This is a genomic window from Bacteroidota bacterium (assembly GCA_020161395.1).
Taxonomy (GTDB): domain Bacteria; phylum Bacteroidota; class Ignavibacteria; order Ignavibacteriales; family Ignavibacteriaceae; genus UTCHB3.
This window is the reverse complement of the sequence record JAIUOE010000009.1, coordinates 76,165-95,202: the sequence shown is the minus strand read 5'-3', so window position 1 is coordinate 95,202 and position 19,038 is coordinate 76,165. Positions and strand designations below refer to the sequence as shown.

Annotated in this window: 14 protein-coding genes; 7 read left to right on the top strand and 7 right to left on the bottom strand. The window is 43.9% G+C overall.

The genetic code is table 11. The annotated features are described in order from the left end of the window. Window positions 1–324: 324 nt before the first annotated feature. The 7 genes from LCH52_13675 to LCH52_13645 all read left to right on the top strand — a co-directional run bounded on the left by LCH52_13675 (window position 325) and on the right by LCH52_13645 (window position 12,374). Window positions 325–1,071, top strand: coding sequence for a LytTR family DNA-binding domain-containing protein (locus tag LCH52_13675; protein ID MCA0389533.1), 747 nt, complete (start codon window positions 325–327; stop codon window positions 1,069–1,071). Next, a complete protein-coding gene (locus tag LCH52_13670; protein ID MCA0389532.1) occupies window positions 1,068–4,070 on the top strand; it encodes a histidine kinase in 3,003 nt (1,000 codons plus the stop codon). Before LCH52_13675 ends, LCH52_13670 begins: the two co-directional genes overlap by 4 nt. 131 nt (window positions 4,071–4,201) lie before the next feature. Further along, window positions 4,202–8,332, top strand: a complete 4,131-nt coding sequence (locus tag LCH52_13665) for a T9SS type A sorting domain-containing protein (protein MCA0389531.1) — start codon at window positions 4,202–4,204, stop codon at window positions 8,330–8,332. A gap of 216 nt (window positions 8,333–8,548) precedes the next feature. Beyond that, window positions 8,549–10,558 carry a hypothetical protein gene (locus LCH52_13660; protein MCA0389530.1) on the top strand — a complete coding sequence of 670 codons (2,010 nt, stop codon included), beginning with the start codon at window positions 8,549–8,551 and terminating at the stop codon, window positions 10,556–10,558. Window positions 10,559–10,564: 6 nt separating this feature from the next. Continuing rightward, window positions 10,565–11,755, top strand: a complete 1,191-nt coding sequence (locus LCH52_13655; GenBank protein MCA0389529.1) for an RtcB family protein — start codon at window positions 10,565–10,567, stop codon at window positions 11,753–11,755. Between the two features lie 75 nt (window positions 11,756–11,830). Next, window positions 11,831–12,112, top strand: a complete 282-nt coding sequence (locus LCH52_13650; protein MCA0389528.1) for a type II toxin-antitoxin system prevent-host-death family antitoxin — start codon at window positions 11,831–11,833, stop codon at window positions 12,110–12,112. Continuing rightward, entirely contained in the window at window positions 12,105–12,374 is a 270-nt protein-coding gene (locus LCH52_13645) for a Txe/YoeB family addiction module toxin (GenBank protein ID MCA0389527.1), read from the top strand. The genes LCH52_13650 and LCH52_13645 overlap by 8 nt, the downstream gene beginning before the upstream one ends. A gap of 16 nt (window positions 12,375–12,390) precedes the next feature. Here LCH52_13645 and LCH52_13640 read toward each other — a convergent pair whose 3' ends face one another. The 7 genes from LCH52_13640 to dcm all read right to left on the bottom strand — a co-directional run bounded on the left by LCH52_13640 (window position 12,391) and on the right by dcm (window position 19,004). Continuing rightward, window positions 12,391–13,281, bottom strand: coding sequence for a pirin family protein (locus LCH52_13640; protein MCA0389526.1), 891 nt, complete (start codon window positions 13,279–13,281; stop codon window positions 12,391–12,393). Window positions 13,282–13,290: 9 nt separating this feature from the next. Then, window positions 13,291–13,626: a DUF6150 family protein gene (locus LCH52_13635; protein MCA0389525.1), complete on the bottom strand. Its 336-nt coding sequence runs from the start codon at window positions 13,624–13,626 to the stop codon at window positions 13,291–13,293. Between the two features lie 259 nt (window positions 13,627–13,885). Then, entirely contained in the window at window positions 13,886–15,025 is a 1,140-nt protein-coding gene (gene menC / locus LCH52_13630) for an o-succinylbenzoate synthase (GenBank protein ID MCA0389524.1), read from the bottom strand. Between the two features lie 355 nt (window positions 15,026–15,380). Then, window positions 15,381–15,851, bottom strand: coding sequence for a hypothetical protein (locus tag LCH52_13625; protein MCA0389523.1), 471 nt, complete (start codon window positions 15,849–15,851; stop codon window positions 15,381–15,383). Window positions 15,852–16,211: 360 nt separating this feature from the next. After that, window positions 16,212–16,631 (bottom strand): very short patch repair endonuclease, encoded by a 420-nt coding sequence (locus tag LCH52_13620; GenBank protein MCA0389522.1) that lies wholly within the window; start codon window positions 16,629–16,631, stop codon window positions 16,212–16,214. 69 nt (window positions 16,632–16,700) lie between these two features. Beyond that, window positions 16,701–17,873 (bottom strand): type II restriction endonuclease, encoded by a 1,173-nt coding sequence (locus LCH52_13615; GenBank protein ID MCA0389521.1) that lies wholly within the window; start codon window positions 17,871–17,873, stop codon window positions 16,701–16,703. A 9-nt stretch (window positions 17,874–17,882) separates the two neighbouring features. After that, entirely contained in the window at window positions 17,883–19,004 is a 1,122-nt protein-coding gene (gene dcm / locus LCH52_13610; protein ID MCA0389520.1) for a DNA (cytosine-5-)-methyltransferase, read from the bottom strand. Window positions 19,005–19,038 lie beyond the last annotated feature (34 nt).

Sequence of the window (19,038 nt, the reverse complement as noted above, 5' to 3'; positions counted from 1 at the left end):
TAAAATGCTAAAAAAGCTATTCTTAAGCTAATAAAATTCTTTGACATCGCATTTAATGTTCGACGACTTTTCACGGATGTTGTAGTCTAAGGGGGGGGGATTCATATGAGTCGGGGTGGGGACTAATTATGAGCCTCCCGCTTTTTATGGGGAATTACTTTAAGCCTCGACACAGGAAGAATGTATAACTAAGAAAGGTGATAAATTTCAATAAATCATACTCATGCGAAATGTATTTTATAATAGTGAGTAGAAATTATAATACTTTTGGATAAATTCTAATCGTAAAATCCTTTTTTTCACAGAAAGCAGTCGAGGTGCCTTTTGGAGCAGCCAAATCCTGTTCTAACCGCTATTATCGTCGACGATGAATTTCACGGCAGAGAAAATCTGAGGATGATAATCGAGAACTGGTGCCCTGAAATCAGGGTGGCGGGCACTGCGGATTCGACCGTTGAGGCAAAGTTACTCGTTCAGGAATTCAAACCTGATGTGGTATTTCTCGACATCAACATGCCCGTTCTCGACGGTTTCGATTTCTTGGGTGAATTCGATGACCGCGAATTTATGGTCGTGTTCGTAAGTGCTTATGCCGATTACGGAATAAAAGCTGTAAAAGCGGGAGCGGTTGACTATCTGCTGAAGCCGGTTAACATCAAAGAGTTAAAACTGACTGTTAAAAAACTGATCGGACTGAAGAAAAAAGAAGGGGAAAATGCCCCTTATTTTGAGGAGGAAAAACTCGTCATCCCGGATACCCATGGATTTAACATAATCGATCTGAATGAGATTATAAGGCTTGAGGCTGAAGGAAGCTATTCAGTTGTCCACCTCAGGGAGGGAAAATGCAGAATAGTTTCGAAGACACTTAAGGATTTTGAAGATTCTCTCCCTGAATCTCTCTTTTTCAGGGTTCACAAGTCACACATCATCAACCTGAAATGCGTTAAAGAGTATTCAGTTACCGATGGCGGATGGGTAAGGATGTCCGATGGCAGCAAAGTTGAAGTTTCCCGCAGAAAAGCCGCTGAATTTGTAAAGAAAATCAAATCGGGATTGAGATCGGTTTGACAGGTTTTACGCGAAATCTTGCCGGAAGTTTAATACTTTTCTGCCTGTCGCTGATTCTGAAAGCACAGACCCCTCCCTTTTATCACTACACCTCGAACGAGGGACTCGCCTCCTCAACAGTCTTCAGTATGATGCAGGACAAGGAAGGATTTATGTGGTTCGGCACCCTTCAGGGGTTGAGCAGATTCGACGGAAAGCATTTTGTCTCTTTCGACAGCAAGAACGGTTTGAACGCAAACTCTATCGTCTCTCTCGCACTGGGGCGTGAAGGAGAGATCTATGCCGCCACTTATGAGAACGGCATAAATATTATTAAAAACGGGAAGATTGACAATTTCTTTCGATATCCCGCAGGGAAGCAGTTCGCCATAACTTATTTACTGACAGAACCCTTTTCGAAGAATCCGCAAAAACTGTATGCCTACAAAAACGCAGGATGGATTTTTGTGGTTGATGGAGACTCAAAAAGAGGAAAAAGTGCATTATCCATAATGACGAATCCACCGGCAGTCCAAAGAATCGCTTCAATGGAAGAAGGGGGTTTCCTCGTGGCTGCAAAGCAGGGTTTATTCACTCTAAAAGATGGAATTTTTGCAAAAAAGAACATCTCCGGCTTACCTGATGAGCCGTTTTTCTCTCTTTTTATAAAAAAAGATGGCGGTTTCTTTGTCGGCGGGAAAGGAAAGATTTACGAAATATCCAACAATTCGGTTATAAACACTTACAGTATCAGCCCGGATGTGATTTCTGCTGAAGTTGTGGAACTGTTTTGTGACAGCAGAAATAATCTTTGGTTCTCTGTTTTAAATGCCGGTTTTTACATGATTAAAAACGGAGAGAAAAAGGTAATCGATATGGGAAAAAAGTTCGGTCTCCGGAATACCCATGTCAATGGATACCTTGAAGACTCTCAGGGCAACCTGTGGGTGAGCACTCACGGGAAAGGGGTTTTCTGCCTGAATAATCTGTATGTCTCCCGGTATAACGAGTCCGACGGCTTGAGCAACAATAACATAAATTTTATAGCAAGGGATAAAACTCTCGGGTTGTTTGTCGCATCGTTCGACGGATTGAATGTCTTCGAAGGTGAGGGATTTAAAAGAATTGAGACCCGCGCAAATGCCACCACAAATGAATATATCTACAATGTAAAGTTTTATGATGATCAGGTGTTTGTGTGTGGTGTTTTCGGCTCAAGGGGAATCAAAAGCGCAACATCTGCAGGCAAAGTTATCAATCTTGTCAATTATACTTCCTTCTGCAAAACTTCATCGGGGCTGTATCTGTTCGGCTACGGAGGTAATATCATATATGTGAAACCGGACTTCAACAAAAAAGACCTTGATACTCTTTTTTTTCCTGTCTTCGGCGAGAAAGAAAGTGTGAACCGTATCAATGATATAGTGGAAGACCGTCTTGGGAATATCTGGATCGCCACAGGTGCCGGTTTGTGCATGGTAAGAGAAATTAAGTTTACGGGTGGCAGACCGGTCGCTAGCAAAATGTTTTTTGACGGCGATTCAATACTAAACAGCAGGATCAACTGGATATGGAATGACGGGCGGGATAAAATCTGGTTCGCATCAGACAAAGGGATAGCATATTATGAGTTGTCAAGCGGGAAAATGAGGAGTTATGCCAGCATTGGCGGATACGACCTCTCCTCATCCACCTCTGTAGTCACTGACAAAAAAGGGAGAATCTGGATTGGTAACCTCAGGGGATTGTTTTTATACGACAATTCGAAAATAGAAGTCTTTAACCGGTTCAGGGGACTGGGCTCAAACGAGGTGTTCTGTCTTTTATACGACGAAGATAAAAACAGACTGGATGTCGGAACCAGCGGTGGAGTTTCGGTAATCGATCTCAATTATCTTGAAAGTTATTCCGCACCAAAATGTGATGTTGTTTTTACTGAGGTGAGGTCGGGAGGGAAATCCTTTTTCGGCAATGATCTCTTTGAACTTGAGAGGGATTATCACGACCTTTTAATCTCATTTTCAGCACTAAATTATTCCTCTCCCGGTTCAGTTAAATACAGATACCGGTTGGAAGATGAGTGGGTTGAAACTGACAACGATTTTATCAACGCGGTCTCATTGTCCCACGGAGAATATCAACTGGAGGTTTCAGCGAGGGATATCAACGGAGACTGGGGGAAACCGGCAACACTCAAATTTACTATTCGCCCGGGATTTTTCGAGTCAATCTGGTTCAAAGTTATCATCGCAGTTTTCTTTTTGGTATCTGGTCCCCTCATCCTTCGCTGGGAACTCAATCTGCAAAGAAAGAGGAGCAGGGAACAACTGGATCTCACGGAAAGAATTAATCAGTTGAAGCATCAGGCACTCTCTGCGATGATGAATCCTCATTTTGTTTTTAACTCCCTCAATTCCGTTCAGTATCTTATCAACAGCAACAGAAACGAGGAAGCCAACAACTACATAGCAACCATGGCAAACCTGATGAGAAAAAATCTCGAGACTGCCGGAAGTGGTTTTATCCTCCTTTCTGAAGAGATATACAGGCTGAGTTTGTATCTCGATCTGGAAAAACTGAGGCTTGGAGACAAATTTGTGTGGGAGATAATTACAGGTGATGACATTAACCCGGCGACTCTGATGATTCCAAATATGATCATCCAGCCCTTTGTTGAAAATTCCCTCTGGCACGGCATAATCGATTCGGGCAGAAAAGGAGAATTGACTGTCTCCTTCAATTTTGAAAATATTAAGATGCATGAAGAAACAGACACGGCTCTGATTATCAAAATTACCGATAACGGAGTCGGCATTCAGCAGGCAAAAATGAACAAAAAAGCTGATCATATCTCTAAAGGTATCGAGATTGTCGAAGAAAGGTTACGCCTGCTTAGCTCAAAAATGGAGATTCCACAACCAATCCTGTTCGAAGACCTTGGAGGTAAAAAGCCCGAATCTCAGGGGACGGAAGTGGTTATTTCACTTCCTTCCTCGCTCTACAAATTAACGGGAGGTTAAACACCGGGCAATACTTCCCCCCGTTAATTTCCTCTCATACCCCTTTAACTAACTGAAACACTCCGTTCGTTGTCTCTCTGTTTTAATTGTAAGACGGAGTGTGCAACTTGCAACAAAACAAGGAGTGTTTTATGAGTTTTTTACAGACAGTTATTAACTTTTTCTCACGATCCAATGGAGAAAAAGAGGCAAAACGGTCATCGTCACCTGTTATCATAATCAGACGGGGAAAAGACACGGGTTCACCACCTGAAGAGAAAAAGGCGAATCTAACCCCGAAGCTGATTTTTATCCCGCTCCTCTTTGTCCTCCTCGTCTCGCCCGGAGTTGCTCAGTGGCAGCAAACCAATCTCACCGGAGCCATCAACGGAATGTTCTATGACGGAACAAACCTTTTTGCAGCTACAAATGCAGGAGTACTAAGAAGTACCGATGACGGTGTAAACTGGAACGGTGAAAATACAGGTTTGACCACTCTGACCGCCAGGAATTTCACCACAAGCGGCAGCGATATATTCGTCGTTACACTTTCAGGGGGTATCTACAGATCGGCAAACGGACCCTCATGGAACTGGAGCCTTTTGCAATCGGGAAGCTTTCATTGTTTATTAACTTCCGGCACTACACTTTTCGCCGGATCGATCGGTGGTGGTATCTACATCTCAAACAACAATGGAAACACCTGGGCACAATCGAATACCGGACTGGGTAATCTGAATGTCTGGGCACTTTACGGGACCGGATCGGCGATTTATGCCGGCACAACCGGGGGAGTCTTTAAATCAACCGATAATGGTGCCACATGGGCAGCTGCAAACTCGGGGATATTATCCCTCGATATCCGCGGATTCATTTCAGTCGGTTCAACTCTTTTTGCCGGAAGCATCGGAGGCGGGATTTACAGATCAACAGATGCAGGTGCATCATGGACTTTCGTCGCCGGCGGGTCTGTTGATGCTTTCGCTCTTACATGCGGAACGGATATCTACGCAGGCGCAACCAACCTCGGAGGTATAAGTAAATCCACTGATAACGGACTAACCTGGGCGGGTGACAACTCGGGACTTACTAACACCTCTGTGACAGCAATGGTCTCGACTCCAACGCATGTTTTTGCGGGCACTTTCGGAGGGGTTTACAAAAAAACACTTTCATGTCCGGTTAATACCTGTACAACCTGGGATTTATTTAACTCTGGAGCGGTTACTACAACAGCCCCTAACATGACAGCATCGGCTGAAGTTATTGGCGCCGGTACATCGGCTCCATTTATGTCCGTTTTTACACCATATGTTTCGACAGGACAGCGTCTTTGGGTGGGAAACACCGGATGGGTAGCCGGAGCCCGTGACCCTAACCGGTACATCGAGTTTACCCTGCAAGCCACTGCAGGTAACCAACTTACCGTGAACAGTGTGGGCTTTAATTACGGTGACAACACCCTGACTACAAATCTCAACATACTTCAGTCAGAAGTCTATTTCTCCACTGATGGCTGGTCATCGAGCACACAACTTGGAGGAACACTCTTCTACCTTAATACTGCAATGCAGACATTTAATGTCTCTATTCCGGGCGGTCTTGTTGTACCCGTCGGACAACAATTTTCAGTAAGAATATATCCTTACTCTCCTGTCGGGAGCAGTCCGATGAGCCCTTCGTTTGCAATCCACAACAGTGTTCAGATATGCGGTGAATCAAACCCCTATGTACCACCAACTTCCACCTGTGTTACATGGAATCTGCTAAGTAACGGATCTGTTTCCACTATCTCAGGAAATATATCCGCCACACCGGAGGCTTTGTCTCCGGGCACCTCGGCACCCTTTATGTCAGTCTTTCTCCCTTACACAATCAACGGGCAGAGGCTTTGGTTGGGAACTGCCGGCTGGCCCGCAGGTAACCGCGATCATAACCGGTATATCGAATTTACAGTCTCACCAACACCCGGGCACAGCCTGACAGTGAACAGTGTTTCATTCAACTACTCTGACAATCCACTCACAACAAATTTAAATATCCTGCAGGGGGAAGTCTATTATACGGTTAACAACTGGTCGAATACTTTCCAGTTGGGAAGCACTTTTAGTTATTTAAACACAACGACACAAACTTTTAACCAGACAATTCCCGGTGGAGCTCTGGTACCCAATGGACAGACATTCAAAATGAGAATCTATCCCTGGTCGTCTGTGGGGAGCAACCCGATGTCTCCCTCGTTTGCCATCCATAAAAATGTACAGATCTGCGGAACAACAGATACCGTTCCACCAAACAACGCTTCAATCTGCGGAACCAAATTCAACGATTTGAACGGAAATGGTATAATGGATTTAAATGAACCGGGTCTCCCGGGGTGGCAGATCGGACTTGGAATCGCTACAGTTCCCTATGCTGTGACTGATGCCAACGGCGACTACTGTTTTACCAATCTCCCCGCCGGAAACTATACTGTATCAGAAGTGCAGCAACCGGGATGGGTTCAGACTTTCCCCGCAGCCCCGGGAACTCATTCTGTAACACTTGCGGCAGGACAGCAACTCGAAAATGTTAATTTCGGGAATATGAGAGCCACTCTCCATTGTGATTCCCTCTCGGCTACAGCAGTGAGGACAAATCCCGACGATTGCAAGTGGGCGCTAAGTCTGAATCAACCTGCGAATCTTCCGGGAATCGCATCAATACAGATTTTGTGTCTCGCTCCAAACCAGTTTACCACAGGAACAGGCTTGGGAACCAACTTCCAAAACTGGTTCACTTCAGGAAACAACATCTTTACACCTCCTTCAGGACTTGTACCGGGCGGCAACCTGAACAATTTCTTCAACATGTCGCTCCTCTATGTTACCTCTCCCCAGTTTGTTGTGGTAAACTGGATCGATACCTCAGGTAACATTGCCTGCTCCGATACTGTATCGCTAAATTGCCAGATTTCGTGCACGACAATTCTTGAAGATACTGTAATCTGTAATGATGGAAATCCGATTCTGAAATTCAGATTCAGAAATGATGCGGGCTTCGATATGAAGACCCTTCAATATACGGTTGTCTCTCCATCAGGTGTTACAGTGAATCCATCGAATGTAACCCTTACACCACCTGTCAATCCCGGTTCAATCTCGGGACTTCAAAGCGTGCTGATTTCAGGTGCTTCAGTTGGTGATACCGTAAGACTTTCAGTGAAGTTCACAAGTTCTGACGGTTGCTGCTGGTGTTATGGTTCAATTACGGTAGTTATCCCCGATTGTTACACTTTCTGCGATTCGCTTGGAGTAAGTGCTGTCGGAAACCCAAAGAATTGTTCGTACGACATATCTCTCTTCAACAACAGCACAATGGTCTTCTCGAGTGTACAGTTTGAGCTGATCTCAGGCGGAGTTTTCACAAACTTCACAGCTTCAACTACTGGCTGGGGCTTCACAAATGTATGGCCCAACAACAGCATTACACTCGTGAAAATGCCGATCTCCACCGGAATTGGAACAGGGACATACAACAACATCCTGAATATGAGCATCTCGCAATATACTAACCCTATCCAGAAAATTGTTGTGAGATGGATGAAAAACGGTGTGGTGATGTGTACCGACACTCTTCAGTTCAGTTGCACCCCGACTGTTCCGCCCGATAACGACTGCTCGCAGATTATTGACCAAACCCTGACCTGCAGAGCAAACGGCTCATTCATGCTCAAGTTCCGTGTGCAAAACAATTCAAACATTATTGCAACAGGATACGGTATTCATCCGACAGCACCCGGAGTAACATTCTCGAAAACCCTCGTGAATAATGTCTCCATCCTGCCGGGTCAGGTATCACCGTTTGACAGTTTGATTGTAACCGGAATTGCTCCAAATACATCTCTCTGTTTCCAGACTGCGATTTTTACGACCGTTGTACCGGGAGATACTGTTTATAACTATTGCTGCCACAGTGATACCATATGCATCACCACCCCCGACTGCGGTGCCACAGATATAAAAGATTCCGGGATTCCGACACAGTTTGAACTTCTGCAGAATTTCCCGAATCCGTTCAACCCGTCAACTACAATCGCATTTAACCTGCCAAAATCAGGAAATGTAAAGTTGAGCGTTTTCGATCCTCTCGGAAGGGAAGTGGCAGTACTTGTGGATGACTTCAGATCAGCAGGTTCATACAGAGTTAATTTCGACGCCTCGGCGCTGAACTCTGGAATCTACTTTTACAGAATAATTTCAGGCGAGTATAACCAGACCAGAAAACTTATTCTGCTGAAGTAGAAGAGGCTGCTTATGAGTTTTGAGCTATTATTTATGAATTAAATTGACTCAGGCTTAAATTCCGAACAAAAAAAGGTTGTCTCAATCTCAACTATTGAGCAACCTTTTTTGTTTTAAAAAGTATAACTTACGACTTGGAAATTCAACTTTTCCCTGGCTTTATAATCGATTTTAATGAACCCTTTTTCATCGTCACCAAACTCAAAAGGTAACTTTATGTCAAGAAATTTTTTCTCCCTGTTTCTCTTTTTAACTCTTTCTCTCTCTCCGCTGTTCGGACAAAAGGGAGTTGAATACCTTAGCCCGACCCCGACCGCAAGCGTAATGACCGATATCGCAGTGGTGGATAAAAACACCGCATGGGCATCGGGAACACTGGGAACCGTTCTAAAAACCACCGATGCAGGGAAAACCTGGCTGACATTAAAGACGGGTGAGGATATCTGGTACACTTCCATTTATGCAATCGATGCCGACAAAATCTTCCTCACTTCCTGGAACCAGAATCTGCAATCGACAACTGACGGAGGGAAAACATGGAAATCGCAACAAATCGGCAAGCTTTTCTATCTGAAAAAGGTCCAGTTTACTGATGAAAAAAATGGCTTCCTGCTCGGCAGCAAAGAAATTTCGGAAAATGAAATTGAGCCCGTTATTCAGCTTTGGGCTACAACCGATGGGGGTGCCACCTGGAAAGAAAGAAATGCTGCTCTCAAGATCGACCCCGCTGATTTCCGCTTCTTCACTCCAAAAATTGGAATTGCCACTGTAAAAGTGAACGACGGCAGCAACAACGACAACATCTACAGAACCATAGACGGCGGAGCGACATGGAGCGTAGTGAAAACTCCTCAAGACCTTGGTATTTCCGGATTCTCCATTACTGATGCCAAAACCGGATTCGCAGTTGCCGATGTCCCCGTAAAAAAAGGTGATAAAACCACTTCGAAAATGGTTATACTCAAAACCGTTGATGCGGGTGCAACCTGGACATCGATCGATATGCCAATGTCTGCAACTTCCAACGAAGGTAAGGAACCACATTTCATCTGGTTTATGGATAATAAAACAGGCTGGGTTATCAAATCAAATCCTTATTCCGAAACTTCGAGAGGTGACCTCCTCAGAACTGATGATGGTGGAAAGTCCTGGAAAAAGACCTGGTCAGCCGACGAGACCGGTATCAGCAGAATCGGGTTCTTCGATAAAAACAACGGCATCTTGCTCCCCGGCTTATGGTTCCTAACCCCAAAAATTTACAGAACAACCGATGGCGGCAATTCATTCAAACAGCTTGCAGAAGGACTTGACAATAATTTTACAACCCTGGCTTTCCCTGATGCAAAAACAGGTTTCGCTTCCAACAACAAGGGGGTAATAAAAACCGTCGACGGTGGTTACACCTGGAAGCAGTCTTTTGAAGCTAAATTCAGCTACATCGATCAGATTAAATTTTTTAATACCAGAGAGGGGCTCGCCATCCTGAGAAGTGATGATGGTAGTGGTACAATCTACCGGACAGGCAATGGTGGCGAAACATGGACATCCTCACCACTCGTCTTTAAAGGATATGCCCAGAAAATCATCAGCACCAATCCAAACACCATGTTTGCCACTGTAATAGAGCTCGATAACAAATCTGTCATCAAGTCTGTTGATGGTGGAAAAACATGGAAAGACCTGGTTACATACACGGTAAAGGAATTTGATCTGTATGACCTGCAGTTCATCGATGATAAAAACGGCTGGGTGCTTGGCACTATGGTTCTCCCCGGCGCTCCACCGGAGTCTTTTCCGACTGTGTTCATAAAAAGAACGACTGACGGTGGTGATTCATGGGAAGATTATATCCTCTACGGGCAAACAATGCCGTCGAACCTGACCTTTGTTGATCCGCTCCACGGCTGGTATGTTTCCAATATCAACGACACTTCAAGAGTTATGTCGAGAACCTCGGACGGCGGAAAAACCTGGGAAAATCTCCCATTCCTGCCGCCATACGAGTTGATCGAGTTCCTCGGATTTTCAGACCCGCTAAACGGCTGGATGGTTCGGGTTTACGGAGCCCCCCTCTCTCCCGGATTCGTTTACAGAACCAAAGACGGCGGAAAGACATGGGAACCCACATACACTATGAACTATCTGAACAAATTTGTATTCGCTGACAAAAAAACCATTTTTGGAGGCGGATACATGAGTCTGATAAAGATTACACTGGATAATTAAACAACATTGAGAACAATTTCAACCGAAAAACTTCCGATCTTTCTTTGGCTTAACGACATTGAGGATGGTGCGCTTCAACAGGCAAAAAACCTGGCGAACCATCCTTATGCCTTCGAGCATATCGCAATCATGCCTGACAGCCACGAGGGATTTGGAGTCCCCATAGGAGGTGTATTTGCCGCAAAAGGTGTGGTGTTGCCCAATGCCGTTGGTGTGGATATCGGCTGTGGAATGTGCGCCCTGAAAACCTCTCTTACTTCCATCTCTACCGAAACAATTAAAAAGATTTTGGGGGGAAGTGCCGAATACCACGGCGGTATAAGGTCTTTGATACCGACGGGATTTTCACACCACAGCCGAAGACAGGATGAGAAACACATGCCCCGCGAGCCGCAACACTTCACCCTGAAACAATATCCTGTTGTTGTGCGGGAGTATGAGGCGGCGCTTTCACAGGTCGGTACCCTCGGTGGAGGGAATCATTTCATCGAGATTCAGCAGGGTTCGGATGGACATATCTGGATAATGATTCACTCAGGTTCCCGAAACATCGGTCTAAAAGTTGCAGAACATTACAACAAACTCGCCAAGGAACTGAATGAGAAATGGAAAAGCCCCGTTCCGCAAAAACATGATCTCGCTTTTCTCTATCTGAACAGCGACGAAGGACAACAGTATCTCCGCGAAATGAACTACTGCGTCGAATTCGCACTTGCAAACCGCAAACTTATGATGGAGCGAATTAAAGATGTTTTTTCACATGTTACGGGCTGCTCATTTGATGAGATGATCAACATAGCACACAACTACGCCATAGGTGAAGAACACTACGGTGAAAAGGTGATGGTACATCGAAAAGGTGCCACATTTGCGGATAATGAGACCACGGGAATAATCCCCGGAAGTCAGGGTACCACAAGTTACATTGTGAAAGGGAAGGGGAATCCAAAAAGTTTTAATTCCTGCTCACACGGTGCCGGAAGAAAAATGAGCCGTAAAAAAGCCCAGCGTGAACTCGATATCGACAAGGAAACCCGCAAACTCGAGAAAAAAGGAATCATCCATGCAATCCGCTCCCGCCGCGACCTCGACGAAGCCCCCGGTGCCTACAAAGACATAGACGAAGTGATGGCAAACCAGCAGGATCTCGTGGAACCTGTCATTTCGCTGAAACCCCTCGCTGTGATTAAGGGGTAGGGCTGTTGATTTCTCTTTGTGTCTTGTAATTTGATAAATTAAGTTGTACATTAACTCTGTACAATTTGGAGCTTTATTATGTCATCTGTTTATACCTACACGCAGGCGAGAGAAAACCTCGCAACGATTCTTGATACCGTTGCAAAAAATAACGAAGTGGTAATCATCAACCGAAGAAATGCCGATAATGTAGCACTGATCTCCGAATCGGAATTGAATTCGCTTCTCGAAACGGCTCACCTCCTCAGATCACCAAAAAATGCGGAACGATTGATGGAAGCTATAGCCGATGCTTTGGCGGACAAAATCCCTGCCCAGTCGATCGAGGAATTGAAAAAGGAAGTCGGGCTTGAGTGATCAGCCTTTGGAATGTGCCTTCCATTCCCGATTCAGAGAGGAACTCGCCGAATGGGTAAAAATCGACCGGCGGGTAGCACTCAAAATTCTCGACTTGATCGAGAATGTTATGAAAAACCCGTTCACAGGACCCGGCAAACCTGAACCCCTGAAATATCTGGGACCCAATATCTGGTCCCGAAGAATAACACAGGAACATCGCCTCGTTTATCTTGTTTCACAAACAAAGATAAACTTCCTGCAATGCAGATATCATTATTGATGGAGAGCAAGGCTCCTTACTTCCTTATCCTGAATTTTGCGTCGGGAAGAGGGATATACCCGTCATCATTTGGAACCGGCGGGAATTTCATGTTTCTCCACCTCTCAGCAGCTTCCTCGATCAGTTTTTCTTCTGTGGCTACAAAATTCCAGTAGATTTTTCTTCCTTCGGGGAATGGTTCGCCTCCCAGAATGAATATCGTGCTGTCAGGCAACAATTCCATCTCATCAATATCGTTCTTCTCAAATACAAGCATCTGACGGGGGTCATATCGAACTCCATCGTATGTGATCCCGCCATCAAGGATGTAGAGTCCGACCTCACCGAACAGTTTATCTTTCAGTTTGAGAAGCGCTTTTTCCTTGTTTTTGACCTGAATCAGGAACAATTTGCTGTAAACAGGCACTGTTGATTTCCTCCCGGATCCTTCACCGGCAATCAGTGTGAATTCGATGTCACCCTCTTCCCAAACGGGAATTTCTTCCTTTCCAGCATGGAAAAAATCGGGTGTGGTCGATTCCAGCTCTTTTGGCAGAGCTATCCAGATTTGCAAACCATGTAATGATTTCTCACCACCACGAAGATACTCCGGGGTTCTCTCCGAATGGACAATCCCCTCCCCCGCCGTCATCCAGTTCACCTCTCCCGGTTTAATTTCTATCTCGGTACCGAGCGAGTCCCGGTGCATAATCGTACCTTCAAGAAGGTAGGTAAGGGTGGAAAGTCCAATATGTGGATGTGGACCCACATCGAGATTTTCACCGGGTGAAAGGAGAGCGGGACCCATGTGATCCATATAGATGAAAGGACCGACAAGCCGTTTTTCTCTGAATGGCAGCAATCTGCCTACTGCAAAATTTCCGATATCGGCTTTCCTCTCAGGGATAATAAAATCAATTTTGCTCATCGTTTCCTCTCAATACAGAAGGTGTTTTTTGTCTTTGTTTCTCCAGCCGGCCTGACTCTCGAAATCCACGAAATATATCTTCAGGTCAGCCTGGCTTTCGTAATCAACGAAGTATATCTTCACATCCGCCTGACTCTGATACTTTACAAAGTACCACTTCCCGTCGTTTTTACCCGCCTGGCTTTCATACTTCACTTTGTAAACCTTCAGGTCTGCTTGACTTTCGTAATCGACTACAAATACCTTCACATCCGCCTGACTCTGGTAGTCAACCGAATAGATTTTTTGTGCTTCAATTTTCCCAGCAAACAGCAGGGCAATGGTGATGAATAATAATCGCTTCATTTTTCCTCCGGGGTGGATTTGAAAATGTTGTCCGATCCCTAAGTTTTGTAATTTTTTCATACAATTTAAAAATTATAATACCCGTATCCTACAGTCCGCCTTCTGATCATCTCATCCGTTTCCATTTCTCTCCGTGAAATCTGTGCTCAATCCGTGGAATCCGCGTAACCATTAATTAATCTCTGCGTTAATCCGTCAAATCCGCGTGTCTCTGCGTACCCAAAACCTGTTTCATACCTCAAACCTCTGACTTCAAACTTCAAATTTTCTGCCTTCCAACTTCATATTTCTTCACCATCTCTTCGTCGACCGTCACCCCTGTTCCGGGACCATCGGGGATGGCAATAAATCCCTCATCATCAAGCGTTACAACGGGTGAGACGATATCTTCCTTAAAATATCTTTTGGTTTCGGAAGTGTCGCCGGGAAGAGTAAAAGCCGGTGCAGTCTGAAGGTGGATACTGAAAGCCCGTCCGATACCTGTTTCATCCATGCCACCCGACCAGACAGGAATTCCGTTTTGCTGACAATAATTCGCAATTCTTACCGCCTCTGCCATGCCGCCGACACGCCCCTCCTTGATGTTGATGATCCGGCATGAACCCAGTTCCACTGCCGTAATTGCATCTTCGAATGAATGAATCGACTCATCGAGACAGAGGGGAGTTTCCAGTTCCCGCTGAAGCTTTGAGTGAAAATAAATGTCACTATATGAAAGGGGTTGCTCTATCATCGTAAGACCAAACCTGTCGAGCTTGCCAAGATGGGCGATATCATCGAGTGAATAATCACCATTTGCATCCACCATCAACTGCAATGAAGGGAAACTCTCCCGAACCGCAGCAACCCACTCGATATCCTTCCCCTTTTTGATTTTCATTTTCACCCGGTGATACTTAAGATCGACCGCCTCCTGAACAGCCGCAAGCAACTCATGAATGGAATCCTTTATCCCAATGCTTATTCCCGACATTATCCTTTTCGGTTCAAATCCAAACATTTTATAGAGAGGCACCCCATCAATTCTCGCAATTAGATCGAGCAATGCATTCTCGACGGCAGCTTTTGCCATCATATTCCCCCGGATGTGTCGCATCTCTGTTTCAAACTCGGCAAAGCTCATCCCCTGCCTCAAAACCGGTAAAACAAACTCTTTAATTATGTGCATACACGAAACCGTGGTCTCGGGACTGTAAAACGGATCCGGATCAGCAACACACTCTCCCCATCCCGACACTTCCCCGCTCGATATCTTTATCAGAAGTGCCTCCTTGCAAGTCCATGTGTAAGAACTGATCGAAAAAGGCGTCACAAAAGGAAGACTCACCGTAATCGCTTCGATTGAGGTGATGGGGGGAATAACTTTTGTCTGGAGTTGGGAAGTCGAGTAAGATGACATAATTTGACTTTCAGAGGGTTTAAATAATAAATTTTTCAGTCAGGAACAATATAAATATTTTTTTTGGATTGCAAGAGGAAGTCGGTTATGAATCCGCCTAGCGATGATGGATGAAGGCTGAAATTATAAAGCGCTGAAAATCCCTTCCGTGGAATCTGTGTTTAATCTGTGAAATCTGTGGAACCATTAAACCCCTGAGCGAACATCTCCCGAAGGGATGCCTTCGGCATGTCGAATCTGCGTGTACCTGGTCCGCCGGGACGGACCTGCGTCCTTTTAAAAATGATCAAAATGTCAGATCAGGATCGCTAATTGTATTGAACTTCGAGGCAAAAAATTGAGGAGCACCGAAAACTCATTCAGCCAGCATAACATTTGATACTTTACCTTTATATATGGTAACTGTCAGTCCTTGATCGATATAGTAGAGTTCAATGGAATCACCAAACTTATCTTCCTGGTAAGGTTCACCGAGGATTTTTTTAACATCAGCAAGACTGTCAGAAATTTTAAATGTTTTGCCATTTACATTGACTTTTGTTAAAGGGTCTTTGGAGCTGACAAGGGTAACTTTTCCTTTTTTATTAAAGTAGACTTTCATTGCAGGCTTTTCAAACTTCCAAAGCAATCCCAACACATCAACCGATTTCGATTCCGGTTTGCCAAGCATGCCCGTAACATCTTCCTGCGACATTCCAAGTTTTACTCCCCCTATCTTAATATCATCGGATGTAACAAGTGCCTGTCCATAGATATTCACGGAGAGAAAGGCAACAAAAATAAACATAGGGAATGTGAACAAGCGAACGAGAGAGTTGTTTTTCATAAGTTTGATTCCTTATAATAAATGGTTGTTATTAAAGCAGTTACACTTTGGTAAATGTTTTTTGTTCCATCGGGTTTCGTGAAATACCGGGTAAATTCAGATTAAATTACTCCACTTTTACTTGAAAATTTCAAGTGTAATGCAGTTCGGGATCAACGATATCTTTACGCTTAAGATTGTCATCGAAACTCCCAAAATTGCCAATTTTTATTTTACTGAGTTGGTGAATCTATCCAGTATTTTCACTATTCGGACGATTTCGGTGTGTTTCGAAGACACTAAATTGAAGGGGATTTTGCAATACAGGTTTAACGCAACCAGTGTTTGATCTCTATCCCAAGGTTTCATTTCTCGCCTCTTTTATTTTGTATCTATTTCTGATTTTTCAACAACTGCCTTTAAAACAACATTCAAATTTTTCTCAATCTCACATTCCCATATAGTCAGTACATTCCATCCAGCAGAAATGAGGTCTTGAACATTTTGCATGTCTCTTTCCATCGTTTTGGTGATCTTGCTATGCCAAAACTCCTTGTTGGATTTTGGAAAGTTTCCATTCTTACATCCCTCATGATGGTGCCAAAAACAGCCGTGAACGAAAATTACCAGATTATGCCTTTTCAGAACGATATCCGGTTTGCCGGGTAATTTCTTTACATTAATCCGGAACCTGAAACCCGCTCTGTGAAGGGCAGATCGCAGTGTTTTCTCAGGAATCGTGTTGGACCCCCTGATTTTGCTCATACAAGAGCTTCTTTTTTCTTTAGTCCAAATGTCCATGACGAATCACACAAAGATTTTCGTTATGTAAACTTCGAAGTAAGATTGGAATGACATGTATCAGTGAAATTATTTGATCTTCTCATCCACATAACCAATGAACTTTGAAAGTGTCCAGATTTTATCTTGATACGGCCTTGGGAAACTGCTGATATATTGTTTGGGTACTACAAGCTGTACTTTGGATCTTTCCATTTCCTCCAATTGATTAACTGAGATACCCTGCTGAAGAGTGAACAGATGTTTTACAGGAATTTTCTCAGCTTCACCAAGTATCTGACGCCATCTGTCTTTGCAGGTGGTTTTCGCAGCAAGAAAGGCGATTTTGTTGCTCCCGATGGAAGATTGTCTGTATAGATCGATTGTGGGGAATATAAAATCAGGTCTGCTGTTACTTTCAGTTACACATTGTGCACAATAACTGATTTGATGGATATCAAATATTTTTGAGAGGTGGTGTTCAAGGGATTTTCCGGCACGACTTTTCCTTCGGTTCAATACTGTGTTGGCAAACTCAACGAGTTCCTGCACAGATGAAAATGGATTCGAAATTCTTGGAGTATATCTGAACACCTCAATTTGTCTGAATAAATCATATTCGGTATTTAACCAGGAAAGGATAATGTTATCCGGATTCCTCATTATATCAGAAGAGGATACTGAAAACACCTTATTATAGCAATTTTGGGCGGTCCGGGCAACTTCTTCTGTGAAAGGGAAATCAACTGTAAGATTTTTAATGTATGAATCAAACATGCCGGACAATTCTTCATCAGGAGATTTAACCTCCATTTTCGGGATTATTTTATTTGTCTCAGTACTTGAGATACCGGCCGCATTGAAAAATTCATCGATCTCTTCATCTCCCGAAATAACGAATGCCTTGTAATCATTCGCAGTCATTTTACAGATCACAAGCAGGTCTCCCACTCTATCGTCAGAAAGAAAAGGAAACCCTTTTCCAAATCTCGTTAACCGGTATTCATTTCTTGTGCCCGTACCGTAGTAAATAAACCGGCTCGTTGTTCTAAAATCTTCCTGCCACAGGATGGAGATGTTGATATCTTTATTTGATCCTAGAATTCCCGGTTCTGTAAAAAACATTGGCCAGGCACTTTTTGGCATGTAATAGCCGGACTGGTGTGCACCATTGGCTCCCGTATCGTTCGCTGTTATAAAGCGACAAAATGTTATTTCGCTTTCTGTCGTACTCTTGATTGCCTTGGAAGTTAGCTCATCCATATGATTTTTCTATATATATTTCATAATTTGTTGTGCGACTGCCTGAATGAGGGGCATAACGACGGAATTACCAAACTGTCTGTAAGCCTGATTGTCTGAGACCGGAATGATAAACTCATCAGGGAATCCTTGTAATCTGGCACATTCTCTTGGGGTCAATCTTCGAGGATTAATGCCGTGTTGCGGGATTAATATTTCAGAACCGTCTTTATAATACCTTGCACTTAGCGTCCTTGATATTCCATCCAAATCGGCTATACCAAAGCCAAAGCCGTTTCCTTTTAGTTTATGTTTCGCCGAGTAATCCTGAAGATAATTCCACAGTTTGTCTGATAATGTATATTTTGGGTTTGGTTCCTTGTCCAGGATATCACCCAGTTTTTTATTTGCAACCGGCAAAAGTGGAAATTCAAAGATGTTTAATTCCGGATAATAATCTTTGTTAAACCCCGTAATCATTATTCTCTCACGGTGCTGGGGGACAAAGTGTTTTCCGTCCATAACCCTGTAAAATACAGAATAGTTGAGCTCGGAAAGTGTTTTTAAGATAACTTGAAAAGTCCGCTTTTTATCATGACTGATGAGATTTTTAACATTCTCTAAAAGGAAGGCTTTTGGTCGTTTTGCCTGCAAAATTCTGGCGATGTCAAAAAACAATGTACCCTGGGTTTCATCAAGAAAGCCATGACTTCGTCCGAGACTGTTTTTCTTTGAAACACCGGCAATCGAGAAAGGCTGGCAGGGGAAACCCGCCGTAAGTATATCATGATCAGGAATGGATTCCTCAGGTATCTTTGTGATATCCCCATAAGGTATCTCACCAAAATTTTCCTTGTAGGTAATCTGTGAAAATCTGTCCCATTCGGAACTGAAGACGCACTCCCCGCCGGAGTTTTGAAACGCCATTCGTATTCCACCAATCCCTGCGAACAAGTCAATAAATTTGAATTTCGGATTTACAGGAGGAGGGAAAGGAACCTTTTGCAAGTCATCGAACAGTTCCGCATATGCGTGTGATGGTTCACTTACACAATCACTTGTAACTTCAACTTTTTTCACAACTGCTTCTTTGGGTACAGGAATCTTTACACCTTGCATACTTATCTTCTTTGTTTTTTTATGGCTTGTCATATTTATCTCAGAGGCAGAATCAACGGGTACGAAT

Excerpts from the sequence above, each read along its gene's own strand:
- LCH52_13665 (MCA0389531.1), top strand. The coding sequence starts at position 4,202 with ATGAGTTTTTTACAGACAGTTATTAACTTTTTCTCACGATCCAATGGA.
- LCH52_13660 (MCA0389530.1), top strand. The coding sequence starts at position 8,549 with ATGTCAAGAAATTTTTTCTCCCTGTTTCTCTTTTTAACTCTTTCTCTC.
- LCH52_13640 (MCA0389526.1), bottom strand. The coding sequence starts at position 13,281 with ATGAGCAAAATTGATTTTATTATCCCTGAGAGGAAAGCCGATATCGGA.
- LCH52_13635 (MCA0389525.1), bottom strand. The coding sequence starts at position 13,626 with ATGAAGCGATTATTATTCATCACCATTGCCCTGCTGTTTGCTGGGAAA.
- menC (MCA0389524.1), bottom strand. The coding sequence starts at position 15,025 with ATGTCATCTTACTCGACTTCCCAACTCCAGACAAAAGTTATTCCCCCC.
- LCH52_13625 (MCA0389523.1), bottom strand. The coding sequence starts at position 15,851 with ATGAAAAACAACTCTCTCGTTCGCTTGTTCACATTCCCTATGTTTATT.
- LCH52_13620 (MCA0389522.1), bottom strand. The coding sequence starts at position 16,631 with ATGGACATTTGGACTAAAGAAAAAAGAAGCTCTTGTATGAGCAAAATC.
- LCH52_13615 (MCA0389521.1), bottom strand. The coding sequence starts at position 17,873 with ATGGATGAGCTAACTTCCAAGGCAATCAAGAGTACGACAGAAAGCGAA.
- dcm (MCA0389520.1), bottom strand. The coding sequence starts at position 19,004 with ATGACAAGCCATAAAAAAACAAAGAAGATAAGTATGCAAGGTGTAAAG.